Here is a 16,694-nt window from a genome sequence, read left to right on the forward strand (position 1 = left end):
AGGAAAATCATATTATTTGGTAAAGAACGGAATAGCCTCTTTCAGAATTTCTTCACCCGACAGAGGGCCTTTACCTAATGCCCATATTTCATCATTAACTACCAGCACATGTTTATCTTTGACCGCTTTGATCGATTGGAAGGTGCTGTTGCCCATCCATTTATCCAGGTCGGCCTTCGCCCCATAGATGACCAGATAGTCCGGGTTTTCCTGCACGAGAGTTTCCAGGTCTACATCGGCTACGTCGATCTTGCCCGGGGTCTGCTGTTGACTGGACTTGTTTTCATCGAAGCTGTATTCCGCACCGATTTTCTCCAGCAGGGTGGCGATATAGGATGTTTTCATCCAGATGTAAAAGTTTTTCTCCAGTGCTTTTACAACGATAACTTTAGGTGTGCCCTGGATTTGAGCGTGGGTCTTTTCAATGTTCTGGTTCAGTTCAGTCATGACCTGATCATGTTCTTTTTCTTTGCCAAGCAAGGTTCCCAGCACAGCGAAGTTCTGCTCCATGTCTTTGTAACCGTTCGTATAGAGCGCGATGGTTGGTGCAATTTTCTCCAGATCCTCACGAATGGCTCCGTGCACATCGGCATTGGCGACAATCAGATCGGGCTTGAGGGAAGAGATCACTTCCAGATTCGGCTGCTGGTGATTTCCAACAAAGGTGTAGTCTTTCACCTGATCTTTCAGATAACCCAGAACTTCCGCTTTATAAGAGCCTGCAATCCCTGCTGGCGTTACACCAAGGGAGACGAGTTCATCCGTGAAGGAGAAATGCAGGGTAACGATTTTTTTGGGCGATGCAGGGAGTTTGGTTTCTCCCCAAGCGTTCTTTACAACAAACGAACCATCTGAATTGGATGTGATGGACGGACCTGTTGTGGCGTTGGCTTCGTTTGAACCTTGGTCTGAGGATGATGAGGCGGTAGAAGGAGAAGTGGACGCATTACCACTATCCGTTTTACTCGTGCCATTGGCAGAAGCCGCTGACTCTTTGTCCGATGTAACCCCAGCAGTATTGCCAGCCGTTCCTCCGCCACATGCGGTGAGAACTAGTACAAGAGTTAAGAGAATTACCGTAAATAATGATGTTCGTTTCATTGGGATGAACCCTCCATATTGAAAATTATTTTTTCTGTCCTTGCTTGATAATGAGGTATACAAAATAAGGTGCGCCGATTAATGATGTAATGATGCCAACGGGAATCTCCATCGGAGGGATCAGAATGCGGCCAATCATATCGCCTAGCATGACAAGTAACGCGCCGAGCGCCGCCGTAAATGGCAGGGAACGGATGAAGTTCTCTCCAACGAGCTTGTGGGACAGATGAGGAATAATCAGTCCAACAAAGCTGAGATTACCCGATATGCTGGCTGAGCTTGCGGATAAAGCGAGAGCCACGATCAACAACATCGTTCGCACCATGCGAACCCGGGTGCCTAAGGACACCAGTACGGCTTCATCCAGCTTCAAGACATTTAAATACCTTACGAGCAACATGGCGGCTAACAATCCTACTGCTGTCCATGGCCATAACATCTCCACATGTTGCAAGCTGCGTGCATATAAGCTGCCTTTAAGCCAGACCAGTGCCTGACTGGAACTCATGGCATATTTAACGATAAGCATTTTGATGATGGCCTGTAATGCAGAACTAACGGCTATACCCACAAGAGCGAGACGGATCATGGATGTGCCCTGGCGGCGATAAGCGAGCAGGAAAATGATCAGACTTGCCGCTGCCGAACCTGCCATAGAATAGAAAGGCAGCCAGATTGCGGGTGTTAACGGCGCAAGTAAAATAATGACTACGGTCACCAGCCCGCCACCTGCTGTTGCCCCGATGACATCAGGTGAAGCCAGAGGATTACGCAGGACAGTTTGCAGGATGGCACCTGCGACAGATGCAGCAATGCCTACAAGCATGGCGCAGAGAACACGAGGCAACCGAAGCTCAACAATCGTGCCGGATTGCGCTTGAAACTGGTCGATGATTTCACGGAACGTAACGGGGGTTGCCCCGAAACGAAGCGACAGGATGAATACTAGCGCTATCAAGAATAAGACTGCGGTCATCAGTGCAGCAAAGCTCCAGTTGGATCGGGAGGGCGGATTTTTTAAACGTGTCATGAACGTTTCCTCCCGCGCATGCGCATGAGCACGATGAAGAATGGTGCTCCAATAAACGCAGTAATAAGTCCAACCGGTGCTTCCAGCGGATAGAAAAGCAGACGTCCGATCAGATCGGCATACACGAGAAGCACACTGCCTGTCAGCGCGGCGAGTGGTACAATCACCCGATAATCGATACCTGTTAACGTCCGAATAATATGTACTGCCATTAAGCCAATGAACCCGATGGGGCCGCATATCGCCGTTGCTGCGCCAACAAGCACAATAGTGGCTACCATGATTCCGCTCCGTACCATGGTTAACCGTTGTCCGACAGATATCGCTGTATCCTCACCCATAGACAATACATTTAACTGGGACGCAAACAAGCAACAAAAGATACTGACGGGAACGAGAGTGAATAGCGAGAACATGACATCTTCCCAGGACATGCCCGACAGATCACCAGCCATCCAGCGGAGCAGTTGATACAGATCAGTATCATGGAATATGATCAGCGTGGTGGTCATTGAACTAAAGAACAGACTGTTCACGAGCCCGGTGAGCACCACACTGCTAGAACTGAAGCGACTTCGCACACTGAGCACATAAATGAGAATCCCGCTGAGTGCTGTTCCCAACATGGAAGCCGTTACGGTGAAAAAACGGAATGTCTGGAACTGCATCAGCACCATCAGCGCAGCAATCGCCATATTGGCCCCCTGATTAATACCCATAACCTCCGGGTCTGCCAGATCATTCGATGTTAAAGACTGAAGCAGACATCCCGCAATACCGAGTCCGGCACCAACAAGTACCGCAGCGAGAATTCGGGGCAGTCTAATCGTGGTTACCGAGCGAATCAGGGATTCGTTGTCCGTCCAGGCGAACCAGTTGAACAGGATCGGTTCCTTGCGACTGGGTTGTAGATGAAAGATCATGGCCAGATATGCGCCCGCAACAAGCAGGATAAGTAATATCAGGCCGATCCAGATGGGCTTCGACAGGCCTAGATGTTTTCGTACGGCAGAAGCACGAGATGAATTATGAAATGAAAGAAACATGCCGGATTACGTTCATCCCCTTTTCGTTTTTAATGAAAATGATTATCATTGTTGATATAATACATAACAGTTGTGTGATTCATGTGTGTTTAGGAGGAAAATTGTGAGACGTTCCGTTTTATTAATAGAAGATGAAGAATCCATTCGTGAGCTGGTCACGGATTACTTCAAGCAATCCGCTTGGCAAGTTATTGAAGCAGCTAACGGGGAAGAAGCACTTGAACTGTTCAATGCCTGTCCTCCTGACTTGGTGATTGTAGATCTGATGATTCCCAAAGTGAGTGGCTGGAATGTGTGCCGGCAGATTCGCTCTCAGTCTACCGTGCCCATCATTATCCTTACTGCAAAATCGGAAGAAGAGAATAAGCTGCTAGGCTTTGAGCTAGGTGCCGACGATTATGTGACGAAACCGTTCAGCCCGCGAGTGCTGGTTGCCCGCGCGGAGACATTAATGAAACGTGTGGACAATACAGTGGGACAGGAAGATCCGATCATTTCTTTTGGCAATATAAAGGTATATGAGCGAAAACGCGTAGTGGAGTCAGATGGTCAGCCTGTAGAGCTGTCCTATAAGGAATATGATGTGTTGCTACACCTGCTCAGGCATCGAAACTTCCCTTTGACGCGTGAACATTTGTTAAATCAGGTGTGGGGTGTGGACTATTTTGGCGACCCTCGCGTGGTGGATACTCATATCAAAAATTTGCGTAAAAAGCTGGGGGCAGACGCTTGTTATATTCGTACGGTGTTTCGCATCGGATACAAGTTTGAGGTTGAATCGTGAAAACGAGAGGGATCGTATTTAAGCTTTTTGCTGCCAATCTTGTATTTTATATCGTTTTCTTTGCAACGGTTGTGGCAGGACATTTCTGGTTCTTTGAACGATTCTATCAGCATGAGCGAGCCAGTGATTTGGGTAAAAAGCTAGCATCCTTCGCTATGGACTATGCCCGGCATAAATGGCCTGAGGAGAAAACACCCATGGTGATGGGCAGTTTCATAACACAAAATCATGTGCAAATGGCGGTTCTAAGTAAAGAGGGTGAGGTTCGCTACGATAACCCGTTTCGAATTCAACTGAACACGGATAAGGGACAATCGCTACCTGTGGCCGTTTCCTTTTTTCCAGACATCTCGGCTCTGACTTCGTATGGCTTGCAGCCTGGTGATCGCGTGACGGTGCAAGGTGCTTATTACATGGAGCAGGGAAATGCGCTGTTCTCGCCTTATGTCATTCGTAGAGAAGGGTCACCGGCGGTGGGGGTGCTTCCTCACAACGCCGATCGGGAAGGCGTCATAGAGATTAGTGGCACCGTAAACTCGGTATTGTTGCCTGCGCCGGGTCAGTGGAATAACAGGGAAGGTATTATGGCGGCTGCGCTACGCGTGTGGTTTCCTTTACCGGAAGTAGAGCGGGAGCAGCTGGATCGGGGCGAAGCATTTCATACCGAATGGAAGGAACCGGTGAGCGGTGTGCATAATCTGGTGTTTGTGCAACCGATTGTTCGTGATGGTAAGGTCGTGGAGTATCTGTTTGCTCTAACGCCCTTGACGCAGCTTGGGGAGGCATTTGGCGCGCTGGAGGTGTATTATGCCTTTTTCAGTATTGCCGGAGGGCTACTGCTGATGGTGGTTCTGTCCTTTTTCTTCTCCAAAATCGTTTCACGTCCGTTATTACAATTGAATCGTGATGCGGCCCGCATGGCAAATCTGGATTTCACGGCCATGGCCCCAATTCGGAGTAAGGATGAGCTGGGTAGTCTGTCCGAAAGTCTCGTCAGTCTTTCTTCCAATCTGGACAGTACGCTGAAGGAGCTTCAACTCACGAACGAGAAACTGGTGCTGGAGATGGAATATAAAAGCCGGATGGAGCAGTTGCAGAAACGTTTTGTGTCGGATGCTTCGCATGAATTAAAGACACCCATCAGTGTGGTGAAGGGATATGCGGAAGGACTTCTGGATCAGATCGCGGAAAATAAACGTGAGCGTTATATTCGTACCATTTTGCGAGAAGCCGATCGGATGGAAAAGCTGGTGCTCGATATGTTGGAATTGACCCGGCTAGAGGCTGGCGCGGTGAAGCTACGTATGGAATCTTTTACGGCGGATCAACTTGTAGCTGAATGTGTGGAGAAGATGAGACAACTCGCCAAGGCTAAGCAGATGAAGTTCGAGGTGCAGGGTGACCGCGATGTACATGTCTGGGCAGATGCCGAGAAGATGCAGCAGGTCTTGCTGAATTATGTGAGTAATGCGATTCGAAACGGGAATGAAGGAAGTAGCATACGGATAGATATGCAGCATGATCGTGAGCATGAACAAGTATATATTTCTGTAGAAAATGAAGGGCCGTCCATTGCAGAGCATGAGCTGACACGGATATGGGATCGGTTCTACCGCGAAGAGGATGCGCGCAGTCGTCAAGCCGGTGGAACCGGGCTGGGGTTATCTATCGTGAAGGAGATTATCCAACTGCATCAGCAGTCCTATGGTGTAGCGAATACGCCGAATGGCGTAAAATTTTATTTTACGCTGCAAAGGTCGTCGGATGATGAATGATTGTTCCTGAAAGCACTGGTCAATAATCGGATTTCTGTGGCTGGAGTACTGTTGAAATAAAAGGGATCGTGGAAATGTTTATCAGCTTATAAGAAGAGGGCCTTGGCTTAAAGCCAGGGCTCCATTTATTTCATTTCAACACTTCACGGAGAGGATGAATATTTATTACACCTAAAACAGGGTATCGTCAAGACTTAAGTAGTACTCCATCCAAAAGCTTGAAAATGTACTTTATTGGAGCAAAATCAGCTAAATAGCGTCTTTGGTGATCGTTAGCGTTTTAGTTGAGGAAGGATACAATGAAAATGAACATCGTTCCATTCAACAATTCAAACAGTTAATGATGGTCAATGATGTATTACGGAGGAGGGAGTATTATGACGAGCAATTATAAGATTCCTGAATTGTTGCAAGATATGATGGATTGGGAGCAGGAAATCAAGCACGAAGTACCCTATCTGGAGACACCTACAGGTTATTTTCTCCAATTCGATCCTTATGATCACGGGGGTTACTGGAGTTCTCCTGCGGATGCGATCGTGTTTGCCAATACAGGCATGGACGGCATTCATTATTCATTTTTGACGGACTTTGGATATGCTTCTGATCTGAGTTTAGCACCTGTAATTCGTGTAGACCCAATGGATTTTGGTAACTATGCGAGGATTGTGGCCAGCAATATCCGAGAATTTTTTACTCTTGTCTTTTCAGGCTATGAGGGATTGCTTCTAAATGAATTTGAATCGAAACAACAGTACCTGAACTATGTCATAGAGCAAGAGGATGAGGCGCGCGAAAGTGAATACTTTGACGGGAAACGCTGGGATCTTGAAAAAAACAAGATTCGGAACTTGGCTATGCAGCGATTTGATCTTCAGCCCATCTCCGACGGATACTCATACATTCAGGAAGCGCGGCAGATCAGACGTGGTGAAGTCATTATCGACACACTAGATGGCCTTGGCGTTGCGCTGGGGGAAGATTTAGTGAGTGATTGTAAGAGAGCGGAGCCTCATCCGTGGCATGAGAAAGAAATTCCATACGATCAAAAGGAGCAATTAAAATCCTACATATCGAGCGCAGATCAGATGGGTCTGTTTAGTTTAATCCGGGACAGTCAGGCACAAGGGTTAGATGACCCTGATGTATACCGAGCGATGAAAGATCGGCTCGTTTCATTTGGTCTGATGATGGAAGCGCAAAAGCTCATGCACTTCAGGTAAAACGTGTTGAAACCTAGACGTAATTTTATTTTACCTATAAAATGGTATTATAAAACGAAACATAGTTTCATTGAGTGAAACTTAATAGGAGGATGAATCAAATGGCCTATCATTTCAATGGCATTGATCATGTGCAGTTGGCTGCTCCTGAAGGTTGCGAGAAGGAAGCTAGAGATTTTTTTAATCAAATTCTTGGATGGACAGAAATTCCAAAGCCTGCACTGTTGCAAAAACGCGGCGGTGTGTGGTTTCAATGCGGCGTCCATCAGGTTCATATCGGTGTGCAACATGATTTCGTACCTGCTTCCAAAGCCCATCCGGCCTTTCATGTCCAGAATCTAGAGCAGCTGCGTGAACACCTGCACAAGTACGGTATCGAAGCCGTAGATGATGAAGCAAGAGCAGACGAGGGAGTACGGCGTTTTTATCTGAATGATCCCTTCGGGAATCGACTGGAGTTTCTGGAATTCATTGCAGTATAAACAGCAAAAAACAGGGCGATCCCTTAACGGGAACCGTCCTGTTTTGCCTTATCCTAATAAAAGGGAGTATCCGCTAACCTGCAACACATTAATGATGGTGATGCGCATGTGCATCGGGTGCGTCCCCTTTGACGGTGCAAAGGACCGAGGTATCGTGAAGATGCTTTTCAGACTCAACCTGCAACGTGACGTGTTTGATCTCTTTGTGCTCCAGCAAATGTTCGATCTTCTGTACAAGCACCTCGGATGCATATACATCCATCGTTCCATCTACCACGATATGGGCAGTCAGTGCGTTCAGGTTGCTGGTGATCGACCAGACGTGAACATCGTGAACACCTTTGACGCCATCCACCTGCTGAATCGTCTGCACCAAATCGTTCACATCGACGTTTGAGGGTGTGCCTTCCATGAGAATGTGCAAGGAAGATTTGGTGACATAAAATCCACTGCGTAATACCAGCACCGCAACAATGACACTCGCCAGCGGATCTGCCCAGCCCCAGCCGAAGAACATCATCAGCAGAGCAGCAGCAATTGCACCGATAGACCCCAGCATGTCACTGATCACGTGTAGATAAGCCCCGCGCATGTTCAGGTTGCCCTCGGTATCGCTGCCACGCATCATGATCCAGGCGACCAGAATGTTCACGAGCAATCCGATTGTACTGATAATCAGCATGCCCATCGTTGCCACTTCAGGCGGGTGGATAAAGCGGCCAATCGCTTCGTAAAAAATGTAAAGCGCAATCGCAATTAACGTGACGCCGTTTAGTGTGGCCGCTAAAATCTCGAAACGTCTGTAACCGTAGGTTTTACCTGTATTGACGGCTTTTTCCCCGAAAGTGAATGCCAGTAAGGCAATCCCAAGCGCGATAGAGTCCGAGAGCATATGACCCGCATCGGAGATGAGTGCCAAACTATTGGTGATAAATCCCCCGAAGGCTTCCACGATCATGTACAACGTAATAATAATGAAGGAAAAGAGCAGTACTTTTTTATTATTCGTGCCGTGCGCGTGATTGTGTCCATGATCGTGGGTATGATTGTGCCTATGTTGTTGTCCTGACATTGTAATCCTCTCCTTTGGAACGATCCTCTGTTATGTATGTTGCGTGATCATATAGCGTTACGTGTTACTTGTGGATGTGTTGCTGATCATTCTTGTAATACGGTTCACTCCTATTTATATGAACATATGAGCGATCATTCATGTGTTGTAAACTTATTATAATTCGGCCTCATAGTAGTGTCAACCAGATTTGCGAAAATATAAACATGCATCCACACAGACAGCTGTACTGTCAACTGCACCATTTAGATGCACTGGCTAATGGCTTCGTTTTTGTGCTACCATCGGGGCAGGATCACTATAGAAGGGCGGACTACGAGATGAAACATCTGCTGCTAGCAGACGATGATGCTAATATTCGTGCACTACTGCGCCATGTGATGACGAAGGAGGGATACCGGGTCCATGAAGCACAGGATGGTATGGAGGCGGTCAAAATGATACAGGAGACACCCATCGATCTCGCGATCCTGGATGTGATGATGCCAGGCATGGACGGACTTGAACTGTGTGATTACATACGTCAGCATTACGACATTCCTATTATATTGCTGACCGCAAGGGATCAGCTGGCAGACAAGAAAGAAGGATATTTGCGGGGCACGGATGAGTATGTGACCAAACCATTCGAACCTGAAGAACTGGTGTACCGGGTCAAAGCATTGTTTCGACGATATCATCGAACTTCCAGTGATATGATTCGCATGAACCGGATCGTGATTGACCGCAACAATGTGGAAGTGAGCGATGGACAGTCCATTCTTTTTCTACCAATGAAGGAGTTTGAACTCCTCTCACAGCTTGCGCAGTTTCCGGGGCGCCTGTTCTCACGTGATGAACTCATTCGGCTCATCTGGGGGGCGGATTATGAAGGGGATGACCGAACGGTCGACGTACATATCAAGCGGTTGCGTGACCGCTTTGCGGATTATACAGATGATTTTGTGATTCAGACGGTGCGGGGCATTGGATACAAAATCGAGGTGAAATCGCATTGAGATCGTTATACGTTCGCATATTTCTCATTACGGTGGCGGTGATTATCGTCAGCAGTGTGCTCGGGTTCTTTTTCTCCAACATCTATTATCACGCTAAACTCAAAGACTTCAACGATGAGAAGTTGGTCGGTATCGCCATGGACATGAAAAAGTTTGCCGAAGAGCAGCCTGAGCCGGGTACGGTAGAGCGATATCTTCACAACGCAGCGGCATTAGGATACGAAATCTATGTTACCGATGGTCAAGGCGATGATCAGTTTTACGGCCGTGAATTCCGCGAAAAGGAGTTGGACAGGAAGGCTGTTCGTCTGGTACTGGGCGGCGATGTGTATCATGGCGTGGCCGAGTTTCCGAGCCAACCGTTTATTACCGGATTTTTTGACAATCAATTAAGTAATACGGTTGGTGTTCCGCTACAAGTGGGTGAGACTCCATATGCTATGTTCATGCGTCCTGATATCATTTTGCAATTTGGGGAACTGCGGATTTTCTTTGCGCTCATTGGGACATTAACGGTTGGCATCAGTGTACTGATCTTTCTGTTCAGCACGCGTTACCTGGTGAATCCGATTGAACGACTATCCGAAGCGACGAAACGAATCGCACAAGGCAATTATAATCTGAAATTAAATACAGCAAGACGTGACGAAATCGGGCAACTCGCCCAGCACTTTATGACGATGAGTCGTGAATTGGAACGGGTGGATCAGGCGCGGCAGCAGTTTGTGTCCAACGTATCTCATGAGATACAGTCGCCATTAACTTCGATTCAGGGGTTTGCCCAATTGGTGGGGGATCGGGAATTGCCGGAGCAGGAGAGGGCGCATTACGCATCAATTATTGAAGAGGAGAGTCGTCATCTCTCGTTACTGAGCAAACAATTGCTTCTACTGTCTTCGCTTGAACAGGGAAATGAAGATATGACGCAAACCCAAACTACCTTCCCGCTGAGAGGCCAATTCCGTCAGGCGGTTCAAGTGTTGCAATGGCAATTGGAGGAGAAAGAGTTATCCCTGCGCATGTCTGTGCCGGAATCCATAAAGATTACAGGCAATGAAGTGCTGCTCATGCAGGTGTGGATGAATCTGCTGGGTAATGCGGTACAGCATCTGCCGAAAGGCCGTAGCATTGCGATTCGGGCAGAGCAGACGGACAAGGCGTGTATTGTTCATATTCAGGATACCGGAGACGGCATCGCAGCGGAGCATCTACCGTTCCTGTTTGATCGTTTCTACCGTGTGGATCATGCGCGTGAACGTTCTTCTGGTCGGACTGGCCTCGGCCTTGCGATTGTGCAGAAGATTATCCGCATTCATCACGGCACGATTGAGGTGTCCAGTTCAGCCGAAGGCACGCTCTTTACGGTAACTCTTCCGCAGATGTAATGAGTTATTCATTTTCCGTTCATTTTCACCTCCTATACTTGGGTTATCAAGAGGGAGGTCAGAGTATATGTACTTGGCTATACGGGAAATGAGATTTGCAAAAGGACGATACGCTTTGATTGCCACCATCATGGTGCTGGTTTCGTTTCTGGTGTTGTTTGTAACCGGACTTGCGCAGGGGCTGTCGTATGATAACGCGGCTTCGATTAAAAATATGGCAGCAACCCACTTTGTTCTCGAACAGGATTCGAATCATCGATTCACTCGTTCACAGGTGGGCCAGCAGGAGCTGGATGAGGCACGTGCTGTCGTTGGACAGGATAATGCCGAGCCGCTTGGGGTACGAATGACTACAGTCAGCCCGGCGGACGATACCAAGAAGATCGATGTTACCCTATTCATGGTGAACCCGGGAAGCTGGCTGGCGCCAACGGTTACCGAAGGCAATGCGATCAACGATCAGTCTGCGGGGCAGATAGTGGTAGATCAGAAGCTGGCGAAATCCGGCGTCACGATCGGCACGGTTCTGGTGGATCAAGCCTCGGGGACGGAGTGGACGGTGAGTGGTTTTGTGCAAAATGAATCGTTCAGTCACGCGCCGGTGTTGTTCCTCAATGAGCAGGAATGGCTTGCGTTGCAAGCTGGATCACGTACTGTACAGGCGTCACCTACAACAGGTGGAGTAGAAGCAAAATCGGGAGCAGGTACGATTGAAGCGAGTGCTGGAACAAGCGTGATCACTAAAGCGGACACGGGGGCTACTGGTAATGAAAATGCAACGAGCAATACAACGGCAATCGGTACATCGACTCCATCTGGTTCACCAAGTACGCCAATATACAATGCCATCGCAGTCAAAGATGCCAATGATCAGGCGAACAAGCTGAGCGCCGCATTGCCTAAGACAGAGATCATCACCAAATCGGATGCCGTATCCGCCATTCCGGGTTACAAGGAGGAGCAGGGCTCACTGCTGATGATGATTGCGTTTCTATATGTAATCTCGGCATTTGTACTGGCGGTATTTTTCTACGTCATTACGATTCAGAAGACCAGTCAATTTGGCATTTTAAAAGCGATTGGAACACGAAACGGTTATCTGGCAGGCAGTGTGTCGTTACAGGTGTTGTTGTTGTCCGTCGGTAGTCTGGTGATTAGCGTATTGCTTGTGCGGCTGTTCGAATCTGTTCTTCCAGCATCCATGCCATTTCAGTTAGGGGTACCCACGCTTGCATTAACTTGTGCGTTATTTATCCTGATGTCGATGGCAGGTTCGTTATTCTCGGTGTGGAAAGTTACTAAAATTGATGCACTCGATGCGATTGGGAGGACGGCAGCATGAGAAACCGACTGGAATTACAAGGTGTTACACAGACATTTGATGACGGTGGCAGCCAGCGCACGATTCTGGATCAGCTTGATCTGCAGGTCGCAGAAGGAGAACTTGTCGCGGTGATGGGACCTTCGGGTTCAGGCAAAAGTACATTTCTGTCCATTGCAGGGGCACTGCTCGAACCCACGGACGGGAAGGTATTGCTGGATGGTACTTCGATTATGGGCAAAAGTAAAACAGACATCTCGGATGTTCGGCTGCGCCAGCTCGGATTTATTTTTCAAAGTGCGAATCTGATTCCTTACCTGAAGGTGGAGGAGCAGCTATTCGTGGTTGCGAAGCTTGCGGGTATGGACAAAAGTAAAGCCGAGCGCCGTGCAAGTGAACTGCTGGAGACGGTGGGCCTGTCCCATCGGCGCAAAGCATACACCGACAAGCTGTCCGGCGGGGAACGCCAGCGCGTTGCCATTGCGCGGGCGCTGATGAATGATCCGGCCGTGCTACTGGCGGATGAACCGACGGCCAGCCTGGATGCGGAGCGCGGGCTGGATATTGTAGGCACGATTGCACGGCTCGTGAAGGAGCAGGGCAAGAGTGCAGTGATGGTTACGCATGATGAGCGGATTTTGCCGCTCTGTAGCCGGGTTCTTTTTTTGGAAAACGGAAAGCTGGTTCAGCATTAGAAGATTGTGAATGTGAGGGTCACAGGCTCCTGCGGGGGAGGTGGCCTTCTTTTTGTGTTTTCGACTATAATTGGAAGTGTATGGAGTATACGTCATAGATATGAACGATTCATTACAGCTTGAATTACACAGGGAGAGGATCGGATGCGAATGAACAGCATGAATGCAGAACGATTTCCGGCACTGAGCACGTCGATCCATTGGGGAATCATTGAAGCGGAGTTTAGGTTGGGCGAGCTTGTGGATGAATCTCTGGTGAGTAATGTGAGCATTATTCCGTTTGTCGGAGAACAGTGTGTCGTGTTTCAACTGGATAATGGACTGTGGGAACTGCCCGGAGGAACCTTGGAAGTAGGAGAGCATTACATGGACGGTTTGAAACGTGAACTGATGGAAGAATTAGGGGCTGAGCTGCGTTCTTATCAGGTTTTTGGACAATTCCACTGCACGTCCAGTGCTCTTGAGCCATATCGACCGCATATTCCGCATCCGAATTTTGTGAGGGTGATAGGTTACGGGGATGTGGAACGGGTCGGCGATCCACTCAATCCCGAGGATGGAGAACAGGTGGTAGCGGTTGAGTTGGTCCAGATTGATGAAGCGGTACGGCGTTTCCGGGAACAGAACCGACATGATATTGCCGAGATGTACCAACTAGCCTATGTATTGCGAAAAGCAGATAAAGGCTGATGTAGACGCAAGGTATTGTGGCCGTTTTGAAGTATGATTTTGTAAAGTATCTACAAACGTATCTGCATAAAGGGAGGGTTACCTATGGTTCGGGAAGAGATTAATCGGATGCTTGATGTGCTACCGGAAAGTGAACTCAACGTGGCGTACTCACGCATTGAAATGGTGTACCGCAAATATATGTATGAGAAAATGATCGCAGACAAAGGTGTGCAAGTAACTGAGTTTTGTGAGGAGTCTGAGGAAATTATTCAGCGTTGGGATGTGGTGTTTGCACATAACCTGGATGAACTTTCGAAAGAAACGATCTATTACAGCCAGTACAAATGGCATATGTTCAGTTACAAACAGCAGGAGTGTTTGGAAGGGGAAGCAGCGCGAGCTGCCTTCGATGCCGAAGAGAAGACCGACTTATATGTGATGTATCAGCATACGCCGTTTGTCCAGATCTATGAGAACGCAAGCGCTGTCGTTGCAGCTGATTTTGATGAGCAACAGGATATCTATATTTTTGACAAGGCGTTCACATGGACGTATGTACATACGCATGAATCGATGTGCGGTCCTTATTTTTATAAAATCGAGGCATAGAGGGAGGGAGTTCTGTTGCAGGAGCTGTTTAAAGAGATCATCATGGACGAAGTGAAACCTTTATATTGCCCGGCAGGGCTACTCCAAAAAAGATCTAAACTTTCGTAAAGCCGAGGGGCATCTTATCTACAAGTTCAATATTCAAAAAGCAAAATATAATATCGTGAGCCAGGTTCAGTTTTATATTAACTGCATGATCCATTCCACCGAACTTGCCGAACTGCGGATCGTTGCGCCGAGTGGAGTGGTACTGGAGGAGCAATCTCATTTCACCTGCCGGATTGCGGATATTGTTCCGTCTGCGCCGGATCAATACTCACTAATGCCTGAGATCGACCGGGCCATCTTTTCCAAATCACTGTTATCCCATCTGGAAGAAGCCGATTAAAAATAAGGATTATAGAGGAGGAAAGCCCGTATGACAAACGCTAAAGGAACACGGCGAACCTGTGAGAAGGGGCATACTTTTGTTAAAAAGAGTGATTGTTCGACTTGCCCCAAGTGTGAGGCGGAACGGAAACCAAAGGAGGGGTTTATGAGTCTGCTCTCTGCTCCGGTAAGACGAGCACTTGAAGCAGAAGGAATAATGACTTTACCGAAACTTGCCGAGTATACGGAGAAGGAGATTCTGAAGCTGCATGGGATCGGGCCTTCATCTATGCCCATATTGCGCAAATCGCTGGAGGAAGAGGGATTGTCTTTTAAGGCATGATCTTGAGCTTTTTCCCAATCGTTTTCCTCATTCCTCAGCTCATTGGAAGCTACTCTATAACAGATAACAGTTCTTCCATCGTGACTTGATACAGCAAGTTCCCCTCACTCAGCAGCAGGTGATCCCGGCGAAAATCCTGTCGTGCCTGTTGGAAGGGGCGCTTTTTTTCGTTTAACAACTTGAATTTCGTTCCCTTGGTGAGGCTACCAGGCTTCTGCATTTTCTTGAAAATAAATGTTCCATGCTTCCCGTACCCGGCATCAAACAGGAAATGATATCCATCCGTACAGAAACCGGAGGAACCTGATATATCCGGATTCAGGAAGTTCACTCGAGGAGACTCCGGTTGGATTGCTCCCGAAATACAGCCAAGTGTAAAGTCGGTATAATAGTAGAACCAGACTTCTTCTTCGTTCACCACATTGAGTGCATAACAGTCGGCAATATCGGCGCTATTATTTTTATAGAGTACATTCCCGTATGCGTCCCAAGCTAGCAATCCACTCTCTCCAACGGGCTGAGCCCAGCCATAGTTACCAAAAATGCCTTCATCGAAGTAACTGGTCCAGATCGTTCCACGCTCCGTCACCTGTACACTCTGAATCCCGTCTCCTAGCAAAAATTCACGAATCGTTGTGCCTTCCATATCACACACTTTGGCATTCAGATCAAATTGATCCTTCCCGTAATAGGTGCAGCGCGCTCCCACCAGCAGTAGATGTTCTTGCAGAGGCTGTACGTAATGATAGTGATATTGTTGTCCCCGGATGACAACTTCCTCCACGTGTTGATCCGATACGATCAGCACTTTGTACGTATAGCTCTCGTTGAGTTTGGTTTGCACAAACATACCTTGTTTTCGTTCTGGAAGTTTATTGATAAGTAGTATATATGCAAGGCCGTCATGTCCCCACTGTACGGAGACGATATCGAAACCTTCGGTGTAACTGGAGATATCGGCAAAAGGCAGTAATGTTAATTTTGGATCAGGCATGGCTAAATCCCCCTTCATTATTATAAGCAAATCATAAAGCAGCATCTTCGACTGCTGTTGATATGTTGAATTATGACATGAGCAGACTAGACGGAACATGGTGCAAGTATAACGATTCCGAAAAAGAGAGGATAGAAAATATTGGGTATGCCTCTTTTCTCTGCTGTAGTACAATAAGGGAGCTGTGTCAATTTTTATAAGAAATCTATAATGGCTTATGAACAGCATGAGAAAAGGAAAAGGAAGTGTTAGAAGTGCAACAAGAACCTCTACAAGAATCATTACAAGAATCAATGAGAGAACACCGCCCACTTGGTGTGTCTGGGCTCGGAGGATGGCTGATCCTTATCCAGATTGGGTTGTGGTTCACAGTAATTATGCTCTTGGTACAGATCAATCAGTCTATTTTACCTATCTTAAACGCAGAGACATGGGAGATTCTAACTGCGAAGGATTCAGGTTATTATCACCCGCTTTGGGCTCCGATAATTATTTTTGAAGCTGTGTTTAACCTATTGTTTCTGGTATTTACGGTGTACGTCATGCTTGCTTTCTATCGAAAGAAAGCAATGCTTCCACGTCTGATGATTATTTTTTACAGTCTCAGCCTCACCGTTGGAGTTGTGGATTATTTGCTGCTCTATCAGATTCCGATGGCAAGAGAACTCGAAGATGGAAGTTCAATTCGGGACATTGCACGTTCTGTCATTGCTTGTGCGATTTGGATTCCGTATTTTAAGAAATCTGAACGGGTGCAGAATACGTTTGTTCGTTAAATGATGAGACAGCGAAAAG

18 protein-coding genes are annotated in these 16,694 nt (G+C 47.5%); 13 read left to right on the top strand and 5 right to left on the bottom strand.

All coding sequences use genetic code 11. The features are described from left to right. Positions 1-12: 12 nt before the first annotated feature. Genes ACUTVW_RS02815 through ACUTVW_RS02825 form a run of 3 tightly spaced genes read right to left on the bottom strand, consistent with a single transcriptional unit; the run spans position 13 to position 3,177 of the window. Positions 13-1,101: an ABC transporter substrate-binding protein gene (locus ACUTVW_RS02815; RefSeq protein ID WP_445644375.1), complete on the bottom strand. Its 1,089-nt coding sequence runs from the start codon at positions 1,099-1,101 to the stop codon at positions 13-15. Between the two features lie 25 nt (positions 1,102-1,126). Then, entirely contained in the window at positions 1,127-2,131 is a 1,005-nt protein-coding gene (locus tag ACUTVW_RS02820; RefSeq protein WP_445644376.1) for a FecCD family ABC transporter permease, read from the bottom strand. After that, entirely contained in the window at positions 2,128-3,177 is a 1,050-nt protein-coding gene (locus ACUTVW_RS02825) for a FecCD family ABC transporter permease (protein WP_445644377.1), read from the bottom strand. The genes ACUTVW_RS02820 and ACUTVW_RS02825 overlap by 4 nt, the downstream gene beginning before the upstream one ends. Before the next feature lie 103 nt (positions 3,178-3,280). Between ACUTVW_RS02825 and ACUTVW_RS02830 the strand changes: the two genes are divergently transcribed. From ACUTVW_RS02830 to ACUTVW_RS02845, 4 genes are all read left to right on the top strand, one after another. Continuing rightward, positions 3,281-3,961 (top strand): response regulator transcription factor, encoded by a 681-nt coding sequence (locus tag ACUTVW_RS02830; protein WP_445644378.1) that lies wholly within the window; start codon positions 3,281-3,283, stop codon positions 3,959-3,961. After that, positions 3,958-5,736, top strand: a complete 1,779-nt coding sequence (locus ACUTVW_RS02835) for a sensor histidine kinase (RefSeq protein WP_445644379.1) — start codon at positions 3,958-3,960, stop codon at positions 5,734-5,736. Before ACUTVW_RS02830 ends, ACUTVW_RS02835 begins: the two co-directional genes overlap by 4 nt. A 377-nt stretch (positions 5,737-6,113) precedes the next feature. Beyond that, on the top strand, positions 6,114-6,959 hold the full coding sequence (locus tag ACUTVW_RS02840; protein ID WP_445644380.1) for a hypothetical protein: 846 nt from the start codon (positions 6,114-6,116) through the stop codon (positions 6,957-6,959). Between the two features lie 101 nt (positions 6,960-7,060). Then, positions 7,061-7,441 carry a VOC family protein gene (locus ACUTVW_RS02845; protein WP_445644381.1) on the top strand — a complete coding sequence of 127 codons (381 nt, stop codon included), beginning with the start codon at positions 7,061-7,063 and terminating at the stop codon, positions 7,439-7,441. Positions 7,442-7,529: 88 nt separating this feature from the next. Here the strand turns inward: ACUTVW_RS02845 and ACUTVW_RS02850 are convergent, their stop codons facing one another. After that, positions 7,530-8,513: a cation diffusion facilitator family transporter gene (locus ACUTVW_RS02850; RefSeq protein WP_445644382.1), complete on the bottom strand. Its 984-nt coding sequence runs from the start codon at positions 8,511-8,513 to the stop codon at positions 7,530-7,532. Between the two features lie 320 nt (positions 8,514-8,833). Between ACUTVW_RS02850 and ACUTVW_RS02855 the strand changes: the two genes are divergently transcribed. The 8 genes from ACUTVW_RS02855 (at position 8,834) to ACUTVW_RS02890 (ending at position 14,905) form a co-directional block, all read left to right on the top strand. Beyond that, positions 8,834-9,511, top strand: a complete 678-nt coding sequence (locus ACUTVW_RS02855) for a response regulator transcription factor (RefSeq protein WP_445644383.1) — start codon at positions 8,834-8,836, stop codon at positions 9,509-9,511. Next, entirely contained in the window at positions 9,508-10,896 is a 1,389-nt protein-coding gene (locus ACUTVW_RS02860) for a sensor histidine kinase (protein ID WP_445644384.1), read from the top strand. Before ACUTVW_RS02855 ends, ACUTVW_RS02860 begins: the two co-directional genes overlap by 4 nt. A 67-nt stretch (positions 10,897-10,963) precedes the next feature. Continuing rightward, on the top strand, positions 10,964-12,238 hold the full coding sequence (locus tag ACUTVW_RS02865; protein WP_445644385.1) for an ABC transporter permease: 1,275 nt from the start codon (positions 10,964-10,966) through the stop codon (positions 12,236-12,238). Beyond that, positions 12,235-12,912, top strand: a complete 678-nt coding sequence (locus ACUTVW_RS02870; protein WP_445644386.1) for an ABC transporter ATP-binding protein — start codon at positions 12,235-12,237, stop codon at positions 12,910-12,912. The genes ACUTVW_RS02865 and ACUTVW_RS02870 overlap by 4 nt, the downstream gene beginning before the upstream one ends. Positions 12,913-13,056: 144 nt before the next feature. Then, positions 13,057-13,602 carry an NUDIX hydrolase gene (locus ACUTVW_RS02875; RefSeq protein ID WP_445644387.1) on the top strand — a complete coding sequence of 182 codons (546 nt, stop codon included), beginning with the start codon at positions 13,057-13,059 and terminating at the stop codon, positions 13,600-13,602. An 84-nt stretch (positions 13,603-13,686) separates the two neighbouring features. Then, positions 13,687-14,193, top strand: a complete 507-nt coding sequence (locus ACUTVW_RS02880; RefSeq protein ID WP_445644388.1) for a DUF4275 family protein — start codon at positions 13,687-13,689, stop codon at positions 14,191-14,193. A 64-nt stretch (positions 14,194-14,257) separates the two neighbouring features. After that, complete coding sequence (locus ACUTVW_RS02885; RefSeq protein ID WP_445644970.1) at positions 14,258-14,581, top strand: DUF4304 domain-containing protein; 324 nt, start codon at positions 14,258-14,260, stop codon at positions 14,579-14,581. A gap of 30 nt (positions 14,582-14,611) precedes the next feature. Beyond that, complete coding sequence (locus ACUTVW_RS02890) at positions 14,612-14,905, top strand: RNA polymerase alpha subunit C-terminal domain-containing protein (RefSeq protein WP_145328731.1); 294 nt, start codon at positions 14,612-14,614, stop codon at positions 14,903-14,905. 49 nt (positions 14,906-14,954) lie between these two features. Here ACUTVW_RS02890 and ACUTVW_RS02895 read toward each other — a convergent pair whose 3' ends face one another. Further along, positions 14,955-15,899 carry a hypothetical protein gene (locus ACUTVW_RS02895; RefSeq protein WP_445644389.1) on the bottom strand — a complete coding sequence of 315 codons (945 nt, stop codon included), beginning with the start codon at positions 15,897-15,899 and terminating at the stop codon, positions 14,955-14,957. Positions 15,900-16,153: 254 nt separating this feature from the next. Between ACUTVW_RS02895 and ACUTVW_RS02900 the strand changes: the two genes are divergently transcribed. Continuing rightward, positions 16,154-16,675, top strand: a complete 522-nt coding sequence (locus ACUTVW_RS02900) for a DUF2569 domain-containing protein (RefSeq protein WP_445644390.1) — start codon at positions 16,154-16,156, stop codon at positions 16,673-16,675. The last annotated feature ends 19 nt before the right edge of the window (positions 16,676-16,694 follow it).

The sequence above is a fragment of the Paenibacillus sp. TSA_86.1 genome, assembly GCF_052691815.1.

Coding starts and splice junctions, on each gene's coding strand:
- ACUTVW_RS02875 (WP_445644387.1), top strand. CDS start 13,057: ATGCGAATGAACAGCATGAATGCAGAACGATTTCCGGCACTGAGCACG.
- ACUTVW_RS02840 (WP_445644380.1), top strand. CDS start 6,114: ATGACGAGCAATTATAAGATTCCTGAATTGTTGCAAGATATGATGGAT.
- ACUTVW_RS02815 (WP_445644375.1), bottom strand. CDS start 1,101: ATGAAACGAACATCATTATTTACGGTAATTCTCTTAACTCTTGTACTA.
- ACUTVW_RS02865 (WP_445644385.1), top strand. CDS start 10,964: ATGTACTTGGCTATACGGGAAATGAGATTTGCAAAAGGACGATACGCT.
- ACUTVW_RS02880 (WP_445644388.1), top strand. CDS start 13,687: ATGGTTCGGGAAGAGATTAATCGGATGCTTGATGTGCTACCGGAAAGT.
- ACUTVW_RS02855 (WP_445644383.1), top strand. CDS start 8,834: ATGAAACATCTGCTGCTAGCAGACGATGATGCTAATATTCGTGCACTA.
- ACUTVW_RS02825 (WP_445644377.1), bottom strand. CDS start 3,177: ATGTTTCTTTCATTTCATAATTCATCTCGTGCTTCTGCCGTACGAAAA.
- ACUTVW_RS02870 (WP_445644386.1), top strand. CDS start 12,235: ATGAGAAACCGACTGGAATTACAAGGTGTTACACAGACATTTGATGAC.
- ACUTVW_RS02845 (WP_445644381.1), top strand. CDS start 7,061: ATGGCCTATCATTTCAATGGCATTGATCATGTGCAGTTGGCTGCTCCT.
- ACUTVW_RS02850 (WP_445644382.1), bottom strand. CDS start 8,513: ATGTCAGGACAACAACATAGGCACAATCATACCCACGATCATGGACAC.
- ACUTVW_RS02895 (WP_445644389.1), bottom strand. CDS start 15,899: ATGCCTGATCCAAAATTAACATTACTGCCTTTTGCCGATATCTCCAGT.
- ACUTVW_RS02890 (WP_145328731.1), top strand. CDS start 14,612: ATGACAAACGCTAAAGGAACACGGCGAACCTGTGAGAAGGGGCATACT.
- ACUTVW_RS02820 (WP_445644376.1), bottom strand. CDS start 2,131: ATGACACGTTTAAAAAATCCGCCCTCCCGATCCAACTGGAGCTTTGCT.